The organism is Serratia sp. YC16 (assembly GCF_009707615.1).
Classification (GTDB): Bacteria; Pseudomonadota; Gammaproteobacteria; order Enterobacterales; family Enterobacteriaceae; genus Serratia; species Serratia surfactantfaciens.
In genome coordinates, this window is sequence record NZ_WLYN01000006.1 from 37,922 (window position 1) to 55,395 (window position 17,474).

Genomic DNA, 17,474 nt, shown 5'->3' on the forward strand with positions numbered 1-17,474 from the left:
GGTTTGTTATATAAGTTCGGAGTTTTGCCGCTTTAATTGTTAATTTTGTGCCTTAAAGCGCATTTTTCCAGTGAAAAACTCTGCACACTAGCCCGGCATTTTACCGCCCCGGAACGGCGATGAGCCTATTTTAACTTATGGTTAATGTGGTCGTTCGGTGATAAGTTCGAGGGAAAGGTATCGTTTGCGTCACGGCGGTTGCACGCAGTTTCCGCCCGTCCCGGCGCAGCATTTGTGTTGAGCAGTCAGTGCGCCATGGCGATCGGGCCGCGAGCCAGGCTCCGCCGCATTGCGTGGCAGCACCCTAACTTCTAGCGACCGAGTGGAAAGAGGGAAAAGATGGCAAAGCAAACCCCACTGTACGACCAGCACGTGGCGTGCGGTGCGCGCATGGTAGACTTTCACGGCTGGATGATGCCGCTGCACTACGGCTCGCAGCTCGATGAGCACCACGCGGTGCGTCAGGATGCCGGCATGTTCGACGTGTCTCACATGACCATTGTGGATCTGCACGGCGCCCGCACCCGCGAGTTTCTGCGTTACCTGCTGGCGAACGACGTCGCCAAACTGACCCAACCCGGCAAAGCGCTGTATACCGGCATGCTGAATGCCTCCGGCGGCGTGATCGACGACCTGATCGTTTATTTCCTCACAGAAGACTATTTCCGCCTGGTGGTGAACTCCGCCACGCGCGACAAAGACCTGGCCTGGATCGAAGAGCACGCCGCGCCGTATGGCGTAGCGCTGACGGTGCGCGACGATCTGGCGCTGATCGCGGTGCAGGGCCCGCAGGCCAAAGAGCGCGCCGGCACCCTGTTTACCCCGGAACAAAAAAGCGCGGTCGAAGGCATGAAGCCGTTCTTCGGCGTGCAGGCCGGCGAGCTGTTCATCGCCACCACCGGTTACACCGGTGAGGCCGGCTATGAGATCGCGCTGCCGAAAGAACAGGCGGCGGATTTCTGGCAGAAATTGCTGGCCGCAGGCGTCAAGCCGGCCGGTCTGGGCGCGCGCGACACCCTGCGTCTGGAAGCGGGCATGAACCTTTACGGCCAAGAGATGGACGAAGGCGTTTCGCCGTTGGCCGCCAACATGGGCTGGACTATCGCCTGGCAGCCGGAAGATCGCCGTTTCATCGGCCGCGAAGCGCTGGAACAACAGCGCGATCAGGGCACCGAGCAACTGGTCGGCTTGATCATGACGGAAAAAGGCGTATTACGTAATGAGCTGCCGGTGCGTTTCACCGACGCGGCGGGGCAGACCCACGAAGGCGTGATCACCAGCGGCTCGTTCTCTCCGACCCTGGGCTTCAGCATCGCGCTGGCGCGCGTGCCCGCCGGCATCGGCGAGCAGGCCATCGTGCAGATCCGCAACCGTGAAATGCCGGTCAAAGTGACCAAGCCTGGTTTCGTTCGCGCCGGCAAGCCGCTGACAAATTGATTTTTATTGATTCTTCCCTAGGGATTTCGCGCTGCGGCTAGGCGGCAAGTGCGCGAGTCCTCGGGAGCTTACTGCGGTAAGTGACCGAGGTGAACGTACGCAGCCAACAACGCTGCAGTGTGAAAGACGACGGGAAATTATTTCTTCGAAGGAGTAACCGGCTATGAGCAATGTGCCAACAGAATTGAAATACGCATCCTCCCACGAGTGGGTTCGTTCAGAAGGTAACGGCGTTTACACCGTAGGCATCACCGAACACGCGCAGGAACTGCTGGGCGACATGGTGTTTGTCGACCTGCCGGAAGTGGGCCGCAAGGTCGCCGCCGGTGAAGATTGCGCCGTGGCGGAATCGGTTAAGGCGGCGTCGGACATCTACGCGCCAATCAGCGGCGAAATCGTGGCGGTGAACGCCGAGCTGGAAAGCTCCCCTGAGCTGGTGAACAGCGAACCTTACGGTGAAGGCTTCCTGTTCCAGATTAAAGCCTCAGACGAAGGCGAACTGGCGAACCTGCTGGACGCCGCGGCTTATCAGGCCTCGATCGACGAGTAATCGTGACCACGCCCCAGGCCCTTCCGGCCGGGGCGTTTTAGTTACCGCTCAAGCTATATCCCGTATCACGCAAGCATTCAGGAATTTGTAGCAATGACTCAGACACTCAGCCAACTCGAACACAGCGAAGCGTTCATCGAACGCCATATCGGCTCTTCTGCGGAACAACGCCAGGAGTTGCTGGCAGCGGTGGGCGCTCGCTCGCTCAGCGCGCTGATCCAACAGATCGTGCCGGCGGACATTCAGCTGCCGGGGCCGCCGCCGGTCGGCGACGCGGCGACCGAACATCAGGCGCTGGCTGAGCTGAAGGCGATCGCCTCGCAGAATCAGCGCTACAAATCCTATATCGGCATGGGCTACAGCGCCGTGCTGACGCCGCCGGTGATCCTGCGCAACATGCTGGAAAACCCGGGCTGGTACACCGCCTACACCCCTTATCAGCCGGAAGTGTCGCAGGGCCGTCTGGAAGCGCTACTGAACTTCCAGACCGTGACCCTCGATCTGACCGGTCTGGATCTGGCCTCCGCTTCGCTGCTGGATGAAGCCACCGCCGCCGCCGAAGCGATGGCCTTGGCCAAACGCGCCAGCAAGCTGAAAGACGCCAACCGCTTCTTCGTGGCTGACGACGTGCATCCGCAGACGCTGGACGTGGTGCGCACCCGCGCCGAAACCTTCGGCTTCGATGTCATCGTCGATAAAGCGGAAAAAGTGCTGGAGCTGGACGGCGTGTTCGGCGTGCTGCTGCAACAGGTGGGCACTACCGGTGAACTGCACGACTACAGCGCGCTGCTGGCTGAACTGAAATCGCGCAAAATCATCACCAGCGTGGCCGCCGACATCATGGCCCTGGTACTGCTGACCGCGCCGGGCAAGCAGGGCGCCGACGTGGTGTTCGGCTCCGCGCAACGCTTCGGCGTGCCGATGGGCTACGGCGGCCCACATGCCGCCTTCTTCGCCTGCCGCGACGAGTTCAAGCGCTCGATGCCGGGCCGCATCATCGGCGTTTCCCGCGATGCCGCCGGCAACACCGCGCTGCGCATGGCGATGCAGACCCGCGAGCAGCATATCCGCCGCGAGAAGGCCAACTCGAATATCTGTACCTCGCAGGTGCTGCTGGCCAACATCGCCAGCCTGTACGCGGTGTACCACGGCCCGCAAGGGCTGCAGCGCATCGCCGGGCGTATTCATCGCCTGACCGACATTCTGGCCGCCGGGCTGCAGAAGGCCGGCCTGACGCTGCGTCACAACACCTGGTTCGACACCCTGACCGTTGAAGTGAAAGACAAGGCGGCGGTGCTGGAACGCGCGCTGAGCTTCGGCATCAACCTGCGTACCGACATTCACGGCGCCGTGGGCATCACGCTGGATGAAGCCACCTCGCGTGAAGACGTGCAAACGCTGTTCGCACTGCTGGCCGGCGACAACCACGGTCTGGACATCGACGCGCTGGACGCGGCGGTGAGCAAAAACAGCCAATCGATCCCGGCCGCCATGCTGCGCCAGGAGCCGATCCTGACCCACCCGGTATTCAACCGCTATCACAGCGAAACCGAGATGATGCGTTACATGCATCGCTTGGAGCGTAAGGATCTGGCGCTGAACCAGGCGATGATCCCGCTGGGTTCTTGCACCATGAAATTGAACGCCGCGGCGGAAATGATCCCGATCACCTGGCCTGAATTCTCCGAACTGCACCCGTTCTGCCCGCCGGAGCAGGCCGCCGGTTACCAGCAGATGATCGGCCAACTGTCTCAGTGGCTGGTGCAACTGACCGGCTATGACGCGGTGTGCATGCAGCCGAACTCCGGCGCGCAGGGCGAATACGCCGGCCTGTTGGCGATCCGCCGCTACCACGAAAGCCGCAACGAAGCGGGCCGTCACGTCTGCCTGATCCCGAGCTCGGCGCACGGCACCAACCCGGCCTCCGCCCAGATGGCGGGCATGAGCGTGGTGGTGGTCGCCTGCGACAAGAACGGCAACATCGACCTGCACGATCTGCGCGTCAAGGCGGAGCAGGCGGGCGAAGAGCTCTCTTGCATCATGGTGACCTACCCGTCGACCCACGGCGTGTATGAAGAAACCATCCGCGAAGTGTGCCAGATCGTGCATCAGTTCGGCGGTCAGGTGTATCTGGACGGCGCCAACATGAACGCCCAGGTGGGCATCACCACGCCAGGCTACATCGGCGCGGACGTTTCGCACCTCAACCTGCATAAAACCTTCTGCATCCCGCACGGCGGCGGTGGCCCGGGCATGGGCCCGATCGGCGTGAAAGCGCACCTGGCCCCGTTCGTACCGGGCCACAGCGTCGTGCAGATCGACGGTGTGACCACCCAGCAGGGCGCGGTCTCCGCGGCGCCGTTCGGCAGCGCCTCCATCCTGCCGATCAGTTGGATGTACATCCGCATGATGGGCGCGGAAGGCCTGAAGCAGGCCAGCCAGATGGCGATCCTGAACGCCAACTACATCGCTACCCGTCTGAAAGACGCGTACCCGATTCTGTATACCGGCCGCGATCACCGCGTGGCGCACGAATGCATCCTCGACATTCGTCCGCTGAAGGAAGAGACCGGCATCAGCGAAATGGACATCGCCAAACGCCTGATCGACTTCGGCTTCCACGCGCCGACCATGTCGTTCCCGGTAGCGGGCACGCTGATGGTCGAGCCGACCGAGTCGGAAAGCAAAGTGGAGCTGGATCGCTTTATCGATGCGATGCTGGCGATCCGCAGCGAGATCGATCGCGTCGCCAAAGGCGAATGGCCGTTGGAAGACAACCCGCTGGTGAATGCGCCGCACGTGCAGGCGGAGCTGGTCAACGACTGGCAGCACCCGTACAGCCGCGAGCTGGCGGTGTTCCCGGTCGCCGGCGTGCGTGAGAACAAGTACTGGCCGAGCGTCAAACGTCTGGACGACGTGTACGGCGACCGTAACCTGTTCTGCTCTTGCGTGCCGATGAGCGACTACGAATAACACGTTCGGCAAAGTTTGTGCTTGAGGGACACCGCATCATGCGGTGTCCCTTTTTATTTTATTGCGGCCTATTCTTTTCTGTACGTTCCCACGATTTGAGGAGTCATCATGCAAGCGGCAATCGTAACAGCGTTGGGGCAAGCCCCGGTTTTCGGCACCTTTGAGGAGCCTCAGGCGCAAGCCGGCGAGGTGCCGATCGACGTGCTGGCGGCCGGTATCAAACAGCTGGATCGCGCCACCGTCGCCGGCACCCATTATTCCAGCCCGAAGCAATTGCCGATCGTGCCCGGCACCGACGGCGTGGGCCGTACGGCGGACGGACAACGGGTGTACTTCGCCTCTTTCCGCCGCCCTTACGGCGCAATGGCCGAGCGCAGCGTCGCGTCATGGACGGTGCCGGTGCCGGAGGCGGTGGACGACGCCACGGCGGCGGCGCTGATCAATCCGGCCTTCGCCGCATGGCTGCCGCTGCGCTGGCGAGCGGATCTGCAGCCTGGTGAAACGGTGCTGATCATCGGCGCTACCGGCACCTCGGGCAAACTGGCGGTTGCAGCGGCGCGTCAGGCGGGGGCCGGACGCATCGTTGCCGCCGGCCGCCGCCTGAGCGTGCTGGAGGCGTTGGGTGTGGACGCCACGGTGGATCTGAGCCTGCAGGGCGAAGCGTTGACGCAGGCCTTCGCTGCGGCGGCGGGGCCGAGCGGTTATCAGGTGATTGTCGATTACATCTGGGGCCCGGCGACGGAAGCACTGCTCGCGACGCTCAATAATCACGATCTGTCGTCTTATGTCGGCGGGCGCGGCATTCGTTTGGTCAACGTCGGTTCGATGGCGGCGCCGGACATCCGGCTGCCAGCGGCGGTGCTGCGCAGCAATCAGTTGCAGATCCTCGGCAGCGGCACCGGCAACTTCCCGCCGATCCCTGAGATGCAGCGCTACGCGACCGAGATTCTGGCGCTGGCGGCGACAGGGGCGCTCACTATCGAGACGCAGGAGCACGCGCTCGAGGAGATCGCTGAGGTGTGGGATCTGAACAAGAAAAGCGACGTGCGTTCGGTGATGCGCATCGCCCGCTAATCTTGAGGGCGGGCGGCCAGAACAACCGGCAGGAAAAAGCTGGCCAGAGCCGCCGCGCCCAGCAATACGCCGAACCACAACACTGCGCTGGCGCCCAGATTGGCCAGCACCAACCCGCCGCTGAGAGCGCCGCCGCCAATGCCGAGATTGAACGTGGTGACATAAAGGGCTGAGGCCGTTTCTGCGTTATTCGGCGCGAGTTCGAGTATCCACCCCTGTAGCCCGATAATCAGCGCAGAGATTGCGGCACCCCAAAGTGCCATATCCCACCAGACGAGTGTCGGCAGCGCCGAACTAAGCAGCATGAGCCCCATGCTAATGGCGATCCCGGCAGCGGCGGCCACCGCCAGCCGGAGCGGGCGCCGGCCGCACCATCCCGCCACTAGCGTGCCCGCTAGTCCGGCGCAGCCGAACACCAGCAGCAGCAGGCTGCTCCGGCTGACCGGCAGATGTGCCACGTCGGCAAGCAGCGGCAGAATATAGGTGTAGCCGCTGAAATGGCTGCTGACGATCAATAGCGTGGTCAGTGCCGCGGCATACAGCGCCCAATTTCGGTGCCCGGTACCGGCTATTTTGCCTGGCGGTGGCGTTTGCACGGACGGCAACCAGCGATATCCCAGCAACAGCGTCAGCAGCCCAAGCAGGCCAAACAGAGCGAATCCTTGTTGCCAACCCAACCATTGACCGATAAAAGCAGCCAGTGGAATGCCGCCTACGATGGCTGCGGCTATGCCGGCGAACGCCCAGGCCGTTGCGCGGGTTGGCGGCATCTGCGGTGCGATTTTCACCGCATAGGAGGCCAACAGCGCCCAAAATGCCCCATGGCCCAATGCGGCAAACGCGCGTAGCAGCGCCAATTGCCAGTAGTCATGCGCGAGGAACGCCAGGCCGTTGGATAGCGTGATGCCGAGCATCAGCATCAAAAACAACGCCCGCCGATCGAGGGAGCGCGTCAGCAGGGTAAATGGGATCGCGGTCAACACCACGATCCAGGCGTAGCCCGTTACCAACGCGCCAACCTGGGCATCTGATACCTGCAGATCGGCGGAGATCTGCCTCAGTAACCCGATCGGCAGATATTCGGTGGTCTGTGAAACAAAGGCGCCCAGCGTCAGTACCAACAATGCTCGCATCATTTCTCTTTTCCCCTAATCGCGCGTTGTTCCCACTGTAATGTGGGCAAGAACCAAAATAAGGCATGCGCAATTCGGGAAAAATAGTGTCTAATTCATTTCTTACATGACAAAAAAGTCATCATGGGGGCGTATGGAAAGTTTGAACGCCATGGCGCTGTTCGTTCAGGTCGCGACCGGCGGCAGTTTCGTCGCCGCAGCCAGACAGCGTGGCTTGTCAGCATCCGCCGTCAGCAAAAGCATTGCCCGGCTCGAAGCGAGCCTGCAGGTGCGCTTGCTGAATCGCAGCACCCGTAATGTGACGCTGACCGATGAAGGAATGCGTTTCCTTGAACGCAGTCAGAGCATTTTGGCGCAGGTGCAGGCGGCGGAAGACGAAATGGCGCAGAGCAGCGCGGCCCCGCAGGGAACGCTGCGCGTCAGCCTGCCGGCGGAAAGTAGCATGACGCCGTTGCTGGCCGCGTTTTTGCGTGAATATCCCGCCGTCAGGCTGGAGCTGGAGTTTACCGATCGCTTTGTCGATGTGATCGCTGAAGGTTTTGATCTGGTGATCCGCGCCGGTCAGCCGACCGATTCACGACTGGCAGCGCGCCGGCTGGCGCCGCTGCGTTCTTTGCTGGTGGCATCGCCCGACTATCTGCGGCGGGCGGGAACGCCGCGTCATCCCAACGATTTGTTTAGCCATGCATGCTTGCATTACCGCTCTTCCAATAGCGGCCGGCTTGAGGTGTGGCAACTGCGGGAGTTTGCCCCCATCGATTTTCCGCGCTTACCGGTCACCATGGTGTGCAACAACATCGAGGCGCGCATTTGCTTTGCCCGTGACGGGCTTGGCCTGGCCTGGCTTCCCGACTATTTCGTGCGGGCGGACATCGCCGCCGGCACGTTGATCAGCGTGTTGGACAATCATGCCGTGCGCGCCGAGGCGATGTGGTTGTTGTGGCCTTCCGGCCCCTATTTGCCGCCAAAAGTGCGCGTGCTGATCGATTACCTGAGCAGGCGTGCCGCCTGAAGCAAGTGCGCTAATCGATAGCGCAGACCAGGTGAATATCCTCCGGCTCGCGGGCGAACAGCTCGGCATCCGGGCGCTCGATGAGCCGGCAACCCTGCGCCAGGTAGAAGTCTACGGTGCTTTTGTTGGGGATGGAGGAGACGTACAGCCCGGCGGCCCCTTCTTGCTCGGCCTGCCTCAGGCAGAGCTGGAACAGCTGCTTGCCTAGCCCCTGGCCGCGTTGGTGCGCGCTAACGTAAAAGAACAGCAATTGGCGCAGATCCTGCTGCGGGCCGCGCGGCTCGGTGTCCAGCGCCGCCGCCGCTACGATCTCCTTGCCGTCGAACAGCGCGAAAAACGCGCCACCGCGATCGAAACATGCCTCGTGGATTGGCGTATAGGTTTCCCGATCGTGCGGATCCCAACCGCGTACATCATAGTAGTCCGGGTAGGGCTGCAGCTTGCCGTCTTGCAGGCGATACAGGGTGTCGATAATTTCACTGCGGTCGATATCCCATAGCCGGTCAAGTTGTTGCCGTTGCAGCAGTACAGGGGCGATCATGTTCGTGATTAACTCTCAATCTGTGGCCGGTAACTTTCCGGCAAATCGATGATAAAGCCGATGCCGCGATCATCGAGGCCCTCGGTGATGCGCAGCTGTGCGCCGATTTTGTCGGCCAGGTTGCGGGCGATGGCTAATCCCAGTCCGCTGCCGGTCTGCTGCGTGCCGGGCACGCGGTAAAAGCGTTCAAACAGGCGCGGAAGGTGCTCTTCGCTCACTCCGAGGCCGTTGTCGCGCAAAGTAATATAGCAGCCGAGCGGCGCCAGCGAGCGGATATTGGCTTCGATGCGGCTGCCGGGCGGCGCGTACTTGAGCGCGTTGTCCAGCAGATTGGTGAAGATGGCGATCAGCGCATGGCGATCGGTGCTCACCACCACGTCCTCACTGCCGTCGAGCGACAGTTCGACGTCTTTTTCCAACGCATAGGGAACGTGCTGCGCGATGCATTTGCCGATTTCGGCATAGATGTCCACCGCCTCAATTTTCAGCGGAAAATCTTCCGCCTCCAGCTTGGCCAGGTTGATCAGCTGGCGCGACAGCGATGCCGCGCGATCCAGCCCTTGCTGCATGTCGCCGATGATCTCCTGGCGTTCCTGCCGCTCCGAAACCTGAGTCAGCAGATGCAGCTGCGCCAGCACGGCGGCGATCGGCGTGCGCAGTTCGTGCGCCGCATCGGCCATAAAGCGTTTCTCGCGCTGGTTGGCGGCGTCGATGCGCGCCATCAGCTTATTGACCTCCACCACCACCGGCCGGATCTCCTGATACTGCTCGCTGACGTTGATCGGCGACAGGTTGCCCGGCTGGCGATCGGAAATGGTGCGGGCGATCTGGCGCAGCGGCCGCAGGCTGAAGTAGGCGGTAAACAGTAAGGTGATGATGATCGCCGCCAGAATGCCCAGCAGCGGTAGGGCGGTGCTCTCCGCCGGGTTGCCGAAAATGGTGGTACGGTTGTCGAAGGATTCGCCGACAATCACCCTAAACTGCTGCTTATCGCTCCAGCTACCGGCGATATGCCATTCCACGTTGGCGTAGCTGATGGTGCCGGTCAGCACCGTCGGAGGCAGATTCAGCGGTTGTTCCTGCCGGGGCGAGGCGTAAATAAGCCGATTGTCACGATCGTAAACCAAAAATAACGGGCGATAGTCTAGTTCTTCCACGGCGCCGTTTTTAATCGATTCGATATACATCTCCTCGATATCTTTGATGATGTCGATATAACGGGGATCGGCAATGTCGGTTTTGTCGAGAATATTAGCGATGCCGAGTGCGACAAGGCGCTGCTGATTATCCAAATACTTTTCTGCATCAGGGTAATAGAAGTATTTCACCCAGCCGATTAATACTCCCCACAGCAGCAATATAGCCATAACCTGAAAAACAATGGTGCGCATAAAGAAGGATTTGAAACTGATCATCCCGTTACTCTTTTTTCAGCAAATAGCCAATGCCGCGTACGGTAATGATTCTTTCTTTACCGATCTTGCGGCGTAAATTATGCATATGCACTTCCAGCGAGTTGCTTTCCACGCTGTCACCGTGGCCGAACAGCCGCTGTTCCAACACCGCTTTGCGCACCACGGTGCCGGCGCAGCGCATCAGCTCGTGCAGCAGGTGGTATTCTTTTTTCGACAGCATCAGCAGTTCGTTATCCAGCGTCACCTGATGGTTGACCGGATCGAGATACAGCGTGCCGAGGCTCCAGGTTTGCGAAGCGAAGCCGGCCATGCGCCGGTTGACCGCCTTGACGCGCGAGATGAGCTCGGGCAGTGCAAAGGGTTTGGCCAGAAAGTCGTCCGCGCCGGAATCTAGGCTGTTCACCAGGCTTTCGATGCGGTCACGGGCGGTCAGGATGATGATCGGGATATTTTGCCCGGCGGCGCGCCAGGCGATCAGTTTCTGCAGACCGTCGCCGTCCGGCAGCGTGAGATCCAACAGCATCAAGTCGAACCCGCCGGGTGAAAGTTTATTTTCCGCGTCCGCGAGCAGGCGCACCCAGCACAAATTAAAGCCGGTTAGCTCCAATGCGCGGCACAGCGCCTTGCCTAATTGCAGGTCGTCTTCCACCAACAGTATGTTCACGTTTATTCCGCTGAGATCCTTGAGTCGCGATTATCTAACTATAACCCTGACGGGAAGACAACGGGGAAACCCGCTTTGCCTGCGCGTTCTTAAGCAAACCTTAATCTGGCTTTAATCTCGCGTTAAGGGAGCGCGAGGGAATTTCAGTTATTTTTGTCGCCATTCGATATCACCACAGAGAGGGCGACAATGCGCACTGACGGTTACCCGAGCGCGGGCGCTTCGCGGCGGCTGATGGATTCAGGCTTGGCGATGCTGCTCATTCTGTTGATGCTGTCGTTTCGCGGTGATGTGCACAGCCCTGCCCACAAAGGCCTGCATGCTTCCGCTTTGCAGCGGGGCCATCAGGTGGCGGTAACGGACGCCTCCGGCTGCGCGAAATACCGGATTAAAAAGCTGCTGCGCCGCCTGGCTCAGCTCTGAAGCGTTTTCTAGAGCGCCGCTCTATACTCTGACTGGCAAACGGGGTCTGTGTGCAGGCCGTTATTTTTATATCGCCAACCAGAGAAAAAAATACGATGACGAAAGTGGCATTGGTGACTGGCGCAAGCCGGGGAATTGGCCGCGCGACCGCCTTGTTGTTGGCCCGGCAGGGCTATGCGGTGGGCGTGAATTACCTGCGCGACGAAAGTGCGGCGCGGCAGGTGGTGGCGGAGATCGAGGCGCAGGGCGGCAAGGCGCTGGCATTGCAGGCCGACGTGGCCGACGAAGCGCAGGTGATGGCGATGTTCGACGCACTGGATGCCGGGCTGGGCACGCTCAGCGCGCTGGTCAACAACGCCGGCATTCTGTTCCAGCAGGCGAACATTGAACAGCTGACCGCCGAGCGCATCAATCAGGTGCTGAGCACCAACGTTACCGGTTACTTCCTGTGTTGCCGCGAGGCGGTGAAGCGCATGGCATTGCGCCATGGCGGGCAGGGCGGCGCCATCGTCAACGTTTCCTCCGCGGCGTCCCGACTGGGGGCGGCGGGAGAGTATGTCGACTACGCCGCCTCGAAAGGCGCCGTCGATACGCTGACCATCGGGTTATCGCGGGAAGTGGCGGCGCAGGGCATTCGCGTCAACGGCGTGCGGCCCGGTTTCATCTATACCGAGATGCACGCCAGCGGCGGCGAGCCCGGCCGGGTGGATCGCGTGAAGGACAGTTTGCCGATGCAGCGCGGCGGCCATCCGCAGGAAGTAGCGGAGGCGATCGCCTGGTTGCTGTCCGACGCCGCGTCTTACGTGACCGGCACTTTTATCGAGGCTGCAGGCGGGCGTTGAATGCATGAGGGGGGGTTGACATCCCGTCGTGCGGAGTGTATTTTGATTAAATAATAATCAAAATGTAGTTACAAAAATGTATTTTTATTTTGAATGGAATCAGAATAAAAATCACAGTAACCAACGCAAACACCGTGTCAGTTTTGAGATTGCGCAACGGGTTTTTCTGGATCCCAACCATTTGGCTGTGCTGGAAAGGATCGAGGGCGGAGAAGAACGCTGGCAAACGCTCGGTATGGTCGGCTCCTGTTTGTTGCTGCTGGTGGCGCATACGACGATCGAAACGGATGTCGAAGGCGATACAGTAGAGATCGTGCGTATCATTTCAGCACGCAAGGCCGATGCCAAAGAGAGGGGAAGATATGAAGCGCAAAAATTCCGCCAAAAATCTGGCCCATAGCGTACTCCCTCCGTTGACGGAGGAGCAGAAAGCGCAACTTGCTTCGTTGAGTGCGCTGCCGGATGAGGAGATCGATTATGCCGATGCCCCGGCCCTGGATGAGGAAACGTGGCAGACTGCGGTGCAGGGGCGTTTTTATAAACCGATGAAAGTATCGAAAACCATCCGCATCGATGCGGATGTGCTGGCCTGGCTTCAGCGGCCAGGCAAAGGCTATCAGAAACGCCTGAATGCCGTTCTGCGTGAAGCGATGTTGAAAGAGCATGAGCACGAGGAATAATGTGTGTCAGGCGGCTAACAATCCGGTGAGGCTCTCGCCGGATTTTTTTTGCCGTTTTTTCAGGTCATGCCTCTCAACCTCGACTGTCTATTGGCGGCGCTCGGTCAAAACCACAAAAACGGTCATTAACGGTCATGTTGCGGAACGTGGAATTGTGACCGTTTACCGTTTCTCTGCTGTGCGCCTCAGGCATTTGTTCATCATAACTGTCTGTTACTCCACACTTTCGTAATTATTCATTTCAATTCCTTCCCGATTTTTTTGACAACTATCACAACGCCATCGTTGACCGATCGCGGGGCGAGGCGCTTTGCGTCTGTGCGCAAAACGCGGCGCAGCAAATCGATATCGTAATCATCGTTGTGGAGGAGAAAAGAAACATGCTGCCTGTAGAACGTCATCGCTTTATCACCGAAGTCTTGAGCCAGCGCGGCCGCGTGATGGTGCAGGAGGTGGCGCAGCTGTGCCACATCTCTATCGAGACGGCGCGGCGTGATCTGGCCCTGCTTGAACGGCGCGGCCTGCTGCTGCGCAGCCACGGCGGCGCGGTGTTCGTCGAGCCGCCGGCGGTGGAAAAAACCTATGTGCCCGCCGAGATTGACCAGGGCGAATCGTTCCGCCAACGCAGCAACGAAGCGCCGGAGCAGAAGACGCGCATCGCCAAACGCGCGCTGGAATTTATCGCGCCGGGGGATTGCCTGCTGCTGGACAGCAGCTCCACCAGCTGGTTTTTGGCGCGCCAGCTGCCGGATATCTCACTGGTGGTGCTGACCAACTCGCTGCACATCATCCAGACGCTGGCCTGCAAAGCCAACGTGCGCACCATCGGCCTGGGGGGCGAGTATTCCGCCAAGTACGAGGATTTTATCGGCGTGCTGGCGGAGCAGATGCTGAAAGAGTTCGTGATCAACAAGCTGTTCTTCTCCTGCCACGGCATCTGCCAGGACGGCGGCATCCGCGAGAGCAATGAGCACCATGCGCGGCTGAAGCAGCAGATGCTGTTGGCGTCGGAGCGCAAGTTCCTGCTGGTGGACAGCAACAAGTTCGGCCGCCGCTCGTTCGCGCGCATCTGCCACTACCGGGAGATAGATACCTTAATCACCGATCGGCTCAGCGACGACGAGTTTCGCCAGGAACTGGCCTGGAACAACGTCGACGTGATCGAAGTTTCACCCGCCGCGAAAAGGGCGGCGCGATAACAACAACGAAAACCCTTTATTACAGCCAACACTTGTGGAGAGAGAACAATGAAAAAATCCGTACTGGTCGGTCTGTTTGCCTCGCTGCTGCTGTCGCTATCCGCGCAGGCGGCGGACAAGCTGAAAATGGGCGTGGTGGTGAAAATCGGCGGCATTCCCTGGTTCAACGCCATGGAGGCCGGTATCAAAAGCGAGAGCGCCAAACGCGGCATCGACGCCTGGATGGTTGGACCGACGGCGGCGGATCCGGCGCTGCAGGTGCGTGCCATCGAAGATCTGATCGCGCAGAAGGTGGACATTATCGGCGTGGTACCGAATGACGCCCGGGTGCTGGAACCGGTGCTCAAGCGCGCGCAGGAGGCGGGCATCAAGGTGATCGTGCACGAGTCCCCCGGCCAGAAGTACGCCGATTGGGATTTTGAGTTGGTGGATGCCTCGCAGCATGGGGTCAACCACATGAAAGCGTTGGCCGCCTGCATGAAAGAGCAGGGTAAGTATGCGGTGTATGTCGGCAGCCTGACGGTGCCGCTGCACATAACCTGGTCGGACTCGGCCATCAACTACCAGAAGCAACACTACCCGAACATGCAACTGGTGGGCGACAAGTTTGGCGTGGGGGAATCGCTGGATGACAGCGTGCGCACCACCAACGACCTGATGGCTAAATATCCCGATCTGAAAGGCGTGCTGGCGTTCGGTTCGCAGGGGCCGATCGGCGCCGGGCGCGCAGTGCTCAACCGCGGCAAAAGCAACGATATCTGCGTCATCGGGCCGTTCAGCCCGGGCCAGGGCGCTTCGCTGGTCAATCGCGGCGCCATCAAGGGCGGTTACATCTGGAATCCGATGGTGGCCGGCGAAGTGTTCGTGCGCATCGCCGATATGATGCACAAGGGGGAGAAGATCACCGACGGCATGACCATTGAAGGCATGGGCAAGGTGCAGGTGGATGCGCAGCAGCACACCATTCTCGGCAACGCCACCGAAAGCCTGGATAAGCAAAACCTGCCGAAACTGGTGAAGATGGGGCTGTGATCATGGCGATTTCCGGCAATACGGCAACGCAGGGCGCGCCGCTGATCGCGCTGCAACAGCTGTCGATGACCTTTGGCGGGCAGCGTGCGCTGAACGAGATTTCACTGACGTTGATGCCGGGAGAAGTGCACTGCCTGGCCGGCACCAACGGCTGTGGCAAGAGCACGCTGATCAAGGCGATCGCCGGCGTCTATCAACCGGACGACGGCAGCCGCATCATCATCGATGGGCAAACCTTCGGCCGGCTGTCGCCGGATCAGGCGCGCGCTTTCGGCATTCAGGTGATTTACCAGGATCTGTCGCTGTTTCCCAATCTGACGGTGGCGGAAAACATCGCCTTCGAACACAACCTGCGCGGGTTGCTGGGTTGGCACCGCCCGGCACGGCTGCGGCGCGCCGCCGAGCGCCAGCTGCAATCGCTGAGTTTCAATCTGGATCTCGACAAACGGGTGGCGGAGCTGCCGATCGCGCAGCGCCAGCAGGTGGCGATCTGCCGTGCGCTGGTGGCGGAGGCGCGGCTGGTGATCATGGACGAACCGACCGCTTCGCTGACCCGCACCGAAGTTAACCAACTGCTGCGCACGGTGGACTATCTGAAAGCGCAGGGCATCTGCGTGGTGTTCGTCAGCCACCGGCTGGACGAGGTGCTGGAGATCTCGGATCGCGTCACGGTGATCCGCGACGGCAACAAAGTCGGCACCTGGCCGGCGGCGGAGATCACCGGCGATCGTCTGACCGAGCTGATGACCGGTCTGAAGCTGGATTATCGCCTGAAAGCGCCCAGCCTGAATAAGGATCGGGTGATGCTGGAGGCGGATCGCCTGAGCCGCGCCGGCCAGTATCAGGACGTGTGCTTCCGGCTGCATCAGGGGGAGGTGCTCGGTCTGTGCGGGCTGCTCGGCTCCGGGCGCACCGAGCTGGCGCTGAGCCTGTTCGGCATGACCCGGCCGGACAGCGGCAAACTCTACCTCGACAGCAAACCGGTGCGCTTTCGCGGCCATAAGGACGCGATCAAGGCCGGCATCGGTTACGTTTCGGAGGATCGCCTGACGCTGGGGCTGGTGCAGCAACAGTCGGTGGCGGACAACGCGGTGCTGACCATTCTCGATAAGCTGCGCGGGCGTTTTCGCCTGATCGACGACTACCGCAAGAATCGCATCGTGGCGGAGTGGATCGCCAAACTCGGCGTGCGGGTAGCGGATCCGGATCAGGCGGTCTCGACGTTGTCCGGCGGCAATCAGCAAAAGATCGTGCTGGCCAAGTGGGTGCTGACCCAGCCGCGGATCCTGATCCTCGATTCGCCGACCGTCGGCGTCGACGTCGGCGCGAAGGCCAGCATCTACCAACTGATCCATCTGCTGGCGCAGGAGGGGATCGCGATTCTGCTGATCTCCGACGAGGTGCCGGAGGTGTATTACAACTGCGATCGGGTGCTGCACTTCAGCGGCGGCAGCGTGATCGGCGAGTACCTGCCGGGGCAGGTGAGCCAGCAACGGCTGGCGGAGGCGATCAATGCGTAGATTCAGCCTGAAACCGCGCGGCAACGAAGGCTACCTGGCCTGGGTGCTGCTGCTGACGATCATCGTCTTTTCGCTGCTCAGCGACCAGTTTTTGACGGTGCAGAACCTGCTCGATCTCAGCGAAAGCTACGCGGTGAGCGGCATTTTCGCCCTCGGCCTGTTCGTGGTGCTGGTGACCGGCGGTATCGATATCTCCTTCGCCGCGGTGGCCTCGGTGGTGCAGTACCTGATCGCCACGCTGGCCATCCACTACGGGCTGGCCAGCCCGACGGGCAGCATCCTGCTGGCGTTGGCGATTGGCGCCGCGCTGGGCATGGTCAACGCGCTGTTGATCTACTGCCTGCGCATCGTCTCGATCATCGTCACCATCAGCATGCAGGCGCTGTTGTTCGGCATGCTGATGTGGCTGACCAACGGCCGCAGCCTGTACGCGCTGCCGGACTGGTGGACGCTGCCGCGCAGCGTGCTGCCGTTCCAACTGGGCGAGCAAAGCTATCAGCTCGGCTTGCCGACGCTGGTGATGCTGGCTGTGGCGCTGCTGACCTGGCTGCTGCTGAACAAGACCCACCTCGGGCGCCAGCTGTTCGCCGTCGGTGGCGATGCGGAATCGGCGCGGCGCATCGGCATCCGCGTCGGCCTGCTGCACCTGTTCGCCTATGGCTATTTGGGCGCGATGGCGGCGATCGGCGGCCTGGTGCAGGTGTACCGCATGGGGGAAGTGGTGCCCAACGCGCTGGTGGGCGGCGAGCTGGACGTGCTGGCGGCGGCGGTGTTGGGCGGCGCCAGCCTGAACGGCGGCAAGGGCAGCGTGGTCGGCACGCTGATGGGCGTGTTCCTGATCGGCGTGCTGAAAAACGGCCTCAACCTGATCGGCGTGTCCAGCTATTTCATGAACGTGGCGATCGGTCTGGTGATCGTCGCGGCGATCACCGTCACCCACTACAAGAAACGCAAAGAAACCGACGTCGGTTTCGCCTGA

At 60.8% G+C, this 17,474-nt stretch carries 17 protein-coding genes; 13 read left to right on the top strand and 4 right to left on the bottom strand.

What is annotated here, in order from left to right; genetic code table 11:
- Positions 1–339: 339 nt before the first annotated feature.
- The 4 genes from gcvT to GKN89_RS17395 all read left to right on the top strand — a co-directional run bounded on the left by gcvT (position 340) and on the right by GKN89_RS17395 (position 6,034).
- Positions 340–1,437, top strand: a complete 1,098-nt coding sequence (gene gcvT, locus GKN89_RS17380) for a glycine cleavage system aminomethyltransferase GcvT (protein ID WP_019455634.1) — start codon at positions 340–342, stop codon at positions 1,435–1,437.
- A 163-nt stretch (positions 1,438–1,600) separates the two neighbouring features.
- Positions 1,601–1,987 carry a glycine cleavage system protein GcvH gene (gene gcvH / locus GKN89_RS17385; protein ID WP_025160212.1) on the top strand — a complete coding sequence of 129 codons (387 nt, stop codon included), beginning with the start codon at positions 1,601–1,603 and terminating at the stop codon, positions 1,985–1,987.
- A 93-nt stretch (positions 1,988–2,080) separates the two neighbouring features.
- Positions 2,081–4,960, top strand: coding sequence for an aminomethyl-transferring glycine dehydrogenase (gene gcvP / locus GKN89_RS17390; RefSeq protein WP_154747435.1), 2,880 nt, complete (start codon positions 2,081–2,083; stop codon positions 4,958–4,960).
- 108 nt (positions 4,961–5,068) lie between these two features.
- Complete coding sequence (locus GKN89_RS17395; RefSeq protein WP_154747436.1) at positions 5,069–6,034, top strand: zinc-binding alcohol dehydrogenase family protein; 966 nt, start codon at positions 5,069–5,071, stop codon at positions 6,032–6,034.
- Here GKN89_RS17395 and GKN89_RS17400 read toward each other — a convergent pair.
- Positions 6,031–7,167, bottom strand: coding sequence for an MFS transporter (locus GKN89_RS17400; RefSeq protein ID WP_195934020.1), 1,137 nt, complete (start codon positions 7,165–7,167; stop codon positions 6,031–6,033). The genes GKN89_RS17395 and GKN89_RS17400 overlap by 4 nt on opposite strands.
- Before the next feature lie 133 nt (positions 7,168–7,300).
- On the opposite strand from GKN89_RS17400, the gene GKN89_RS17405 reads away from it, so the two are divergent.
- Complete coding sequence (locus GKN89_RS17405; protein ID WP_154747438.1) at positions 7,301–8,179, top strand: LysR family transcriptional regulator; 879 nt, start codon at positions 7,301–7,303, stop codon at positions 8,177–8,179.
- 10 nt (positions 8,180–8,189) lie between these two features.
- Here GKN89_RS17405 and GKN89_RS17410 read toward each other — a convergent pair whose 3' ends face one another.
- From GKN89_RS17410 to GKN89_RS17420, 3 genes are read right to left on the bottom strand one after another with little or no spacing between them, the layout of a single operon-like run.
- Positions 8,190–8,717, bottom strand: a complete 528-nt coding sequence (locus GKN89_RS17410; RefSeq protein ID WP_370520227.1) for a GNAT family N-acetyltransferase — start codon at positions 8,715–8,717, stop codon at positions 8,190–8,192.
- An 11-nt stretch (positions 8,718–8,728) separates the two neighbouring features.
- On the bottom strand, positions 8,729–10,135 hold the full coding sequence (locus tag GKN89_RS17415) for an ATP-binding protein (protein ID WP_019455639.1): 1,407 nt from the start codon (positions 10,133–10,135) through the stop codon (positions 8,729–8,731).
- A 4-nt stretch (positions 10,136–10,139) separates the two neighbouring features.
- Positions 10,140–10,799: a response regulator gene (locus GKN89_RS17420; protein WP_019455640.1), complete on the bottom strand. Its 660-nt coding sequence runs from the start codon at positions 10,797–10,799 to the stop codon at positions 10,140–10,142.
- A 189-nt stretch (positions 10,800–10,988) separates the two neighbouring features.
- On the opposite strand from GKN89_RS17420, the gene GKN89_RS17425 reads away from it, so the two are divergent.
- The 8 genes from GKN89_RS17425 (at position 10,989) to GKN89_RS17460 (ending at position 17,474) form a co-directional block, all read left to right on the top strand.
- Positions 10,989–11,222 (top strand): hypothetical protein, encoded by a 234-nt coding sequence (locus GKN89_RS17425; RefSeq protein ID WP_019455641.1) that lies wholly within the window; start codon positions 10,989–10,991, stop codon positions 11,220–11,222.
- Positions 11,223–11,317: 95 nt separating this feature from the next.
- Positions 11,318–12,064 (top strand): SDR family oxidoreductase, encoded by a 747-nt coding sequence (locus GKN89_RS17430; protein WP_154747440.1) that lies wholly within the window; start codon positions 11,318–11,320, stop codon positions 12,062–12,064.
- A 76-nt stretch (positions 12,065–12,140) separates the two neighbouring features.
- Positions 12,141–12,464: a BrnT family toxin gene (locus GKN89_RS17435; protein ID WP_154747441.1), complete on the top strand. Its 324-nt coding sequence runs from the start codon at positions 12,141–12,143 to the stop codon at positions 12,462–12,464.
- Positions 12,427–12,744 (top strand): BrnA antitoxin family protein, encoded by a 318-nt coding sequence (locus tag GKN89_RS17440; protein WP_154747442.1) that lies wholly within the window; start codon positions 12,427–12,429, stop codon positions 12,742–12,744. Before GKN89_RS17435 ends, GKN89_RS17440 begins: the two co-directional genes overlap by 38 nt.
- A gap of 380 nt (positions 12,745–13,124) precedes the next feature.
- On the top strand, positions 13,125–13,943 hold the full coding sequence (locus GKN89_RS17445) for a DeoR/GlpR family DNA-binding transcription regulator (RefSeq protein ID WP_004931653.1): 819 nt from the start codon (positions 13,125–13,127) through the stop codon (positions 13,941–13,943).
- A gap of 48 nt (positions 13,944–13,991) precedes the next feature.
- Positions 13,992–14,975, top strand: a complete 984-nt coding sequence (locus tag GKN89_RS17450) for a substrate-binding domain-containing protein (RefSeq protein WP_019455647.1) — start codon at positions 13,992–13,994, stop codon at positions 14,973–14,975.
- 2 nt (positions 14,976–14,977) lie between these two features.
- The gene (locus GKN89_RS17455) at positions 14,978–16,495 is read left to right on the top strand and encodes a sugar ABC transporter ATP-binding protein (RefSeq protein WP_154747443.1); all 1,518 of its coding nucleotides are present in this window, start codon (positions 14,978–14,980) and stop codon (positions 16,493–16,495) included.
- The gene (locus tag GKN89_RS17460; protein ID WP_154747444.1) at positions 16,488–17,474 is read left to right on the top strand and encodes an ABC transporter permease; all 987 of its coding nucleotides are present in this window, start codon (positions 16,488–16,490) and stop codon (positions 17,472–17,474) included. Before GKN89_RS17455 ends, GKN89_RS17460 begins: the two co-directional genes overlap by 8 nt.

Bases quoted from the DNA above. Each gene is read 5' to 3' on its own strand.
- gcvT (WP_019455634.1), top strand. From the start codon at position 340: ATGGCAAAGCAAACCCCACTGTACGACCAGCACGTGGCGTGCGGTGCG.
- gcvH (WP_025160212.1), top strand. From the start codon at position 1,601: ATGAGCAATGTGCCAACAGAATTGAAATACGCATCCTCCCACGAGTGG.
- gcvP (WP_154747435.1), top strand. From the start codon at position 2,081: ATGACTCAGACACTCAGCCAACTCGAACACAGCGAAGCGTTCATCGAA.
- GKN89_RS17395 (WP_154747436.1), top strand. From the start codon at position 5,069: ATGCAAGCGGCAATCGTAACAGCGTTGGGGCAAGCCCCGGTTTTCGGC.
- GKN89_RS17400 (WP_195934020.1), bottom strand. From the start codon at position 7,167: ATGCGAGCATTGTTGGTACTGACGCTGGGCGCCTTTGTTTCACAGACC.
- GKN89_RS17405 (WP_154747438.1), top strand. From the start codon at position 7,301: ATGGAAAGTTTGAACGCCATGGCGCTGTTCGTTCAGGTCGCGACCGGC.
- GKN89_RS17415 (WP_019455639.1), bottom strand. From the start codon at position 10,135: ATGATCAGTTTCAAATCCTTCTTTATGCGCACCATTGTTTTTCAGGTT.
- GKN89_RS17425 (WP_019455641.1), top strand. From the start codon at position 10,989: ATGCGCACTGACGGTTACCCGAGCGCGGGCGCTTCGCGGCGGCTGATG.
- GKN89_RS17430 (WP_154747440.1), top strand. From the start codon at position 11,318: ATGACGAAAGTGGCATTGGTGACTGGCGCAAGCCGGGGAATTGGCCGC.
- GKN89_RS17435 (WP_154747441.1), top strand. From the start codon at position 12,141: ATGTATTTTTATTTTGAATGGAATCAGAATAAAAATCACAGTAACCAA.
- GKN89_RS17440 (WP_154747442.1), top strand. From the start codon at position 12,427: ATGAAGCGCAAAAATTCCGCCAAAAATCTGGCCCATAGCGTACTCCCT.
- GKN89_RS17445 (WP_004931653.1), top strand. From the start codon at position 13,125: ATGCTGCCTGTAGAACGTCATCGCTTTATCACCGAAGTCTTGAGCCAG.
- GKN89_RS17450 (WP_019455647.1), top strand. From the start codon at position 13,992: ATGAAAAAATCCGTACTGGTCGGTCTGTTTGCCTCGCTGCTGCTGTCG.
- GKN89_RS17455 (WP_154747443.1), top strand. From the start codon at position 14,978: ATGGCGATTTCCGGCAATACGGCAACGCAGGGCGCGCCGCTGATCGCG.
- GKN89_RS17460 (WP_154747444.1), top strand. From the start codon at position 16,488: ATGCGTAGATTCAGCCTGAAACCGCGCGGCAACGAAGGCTACCTGGCC.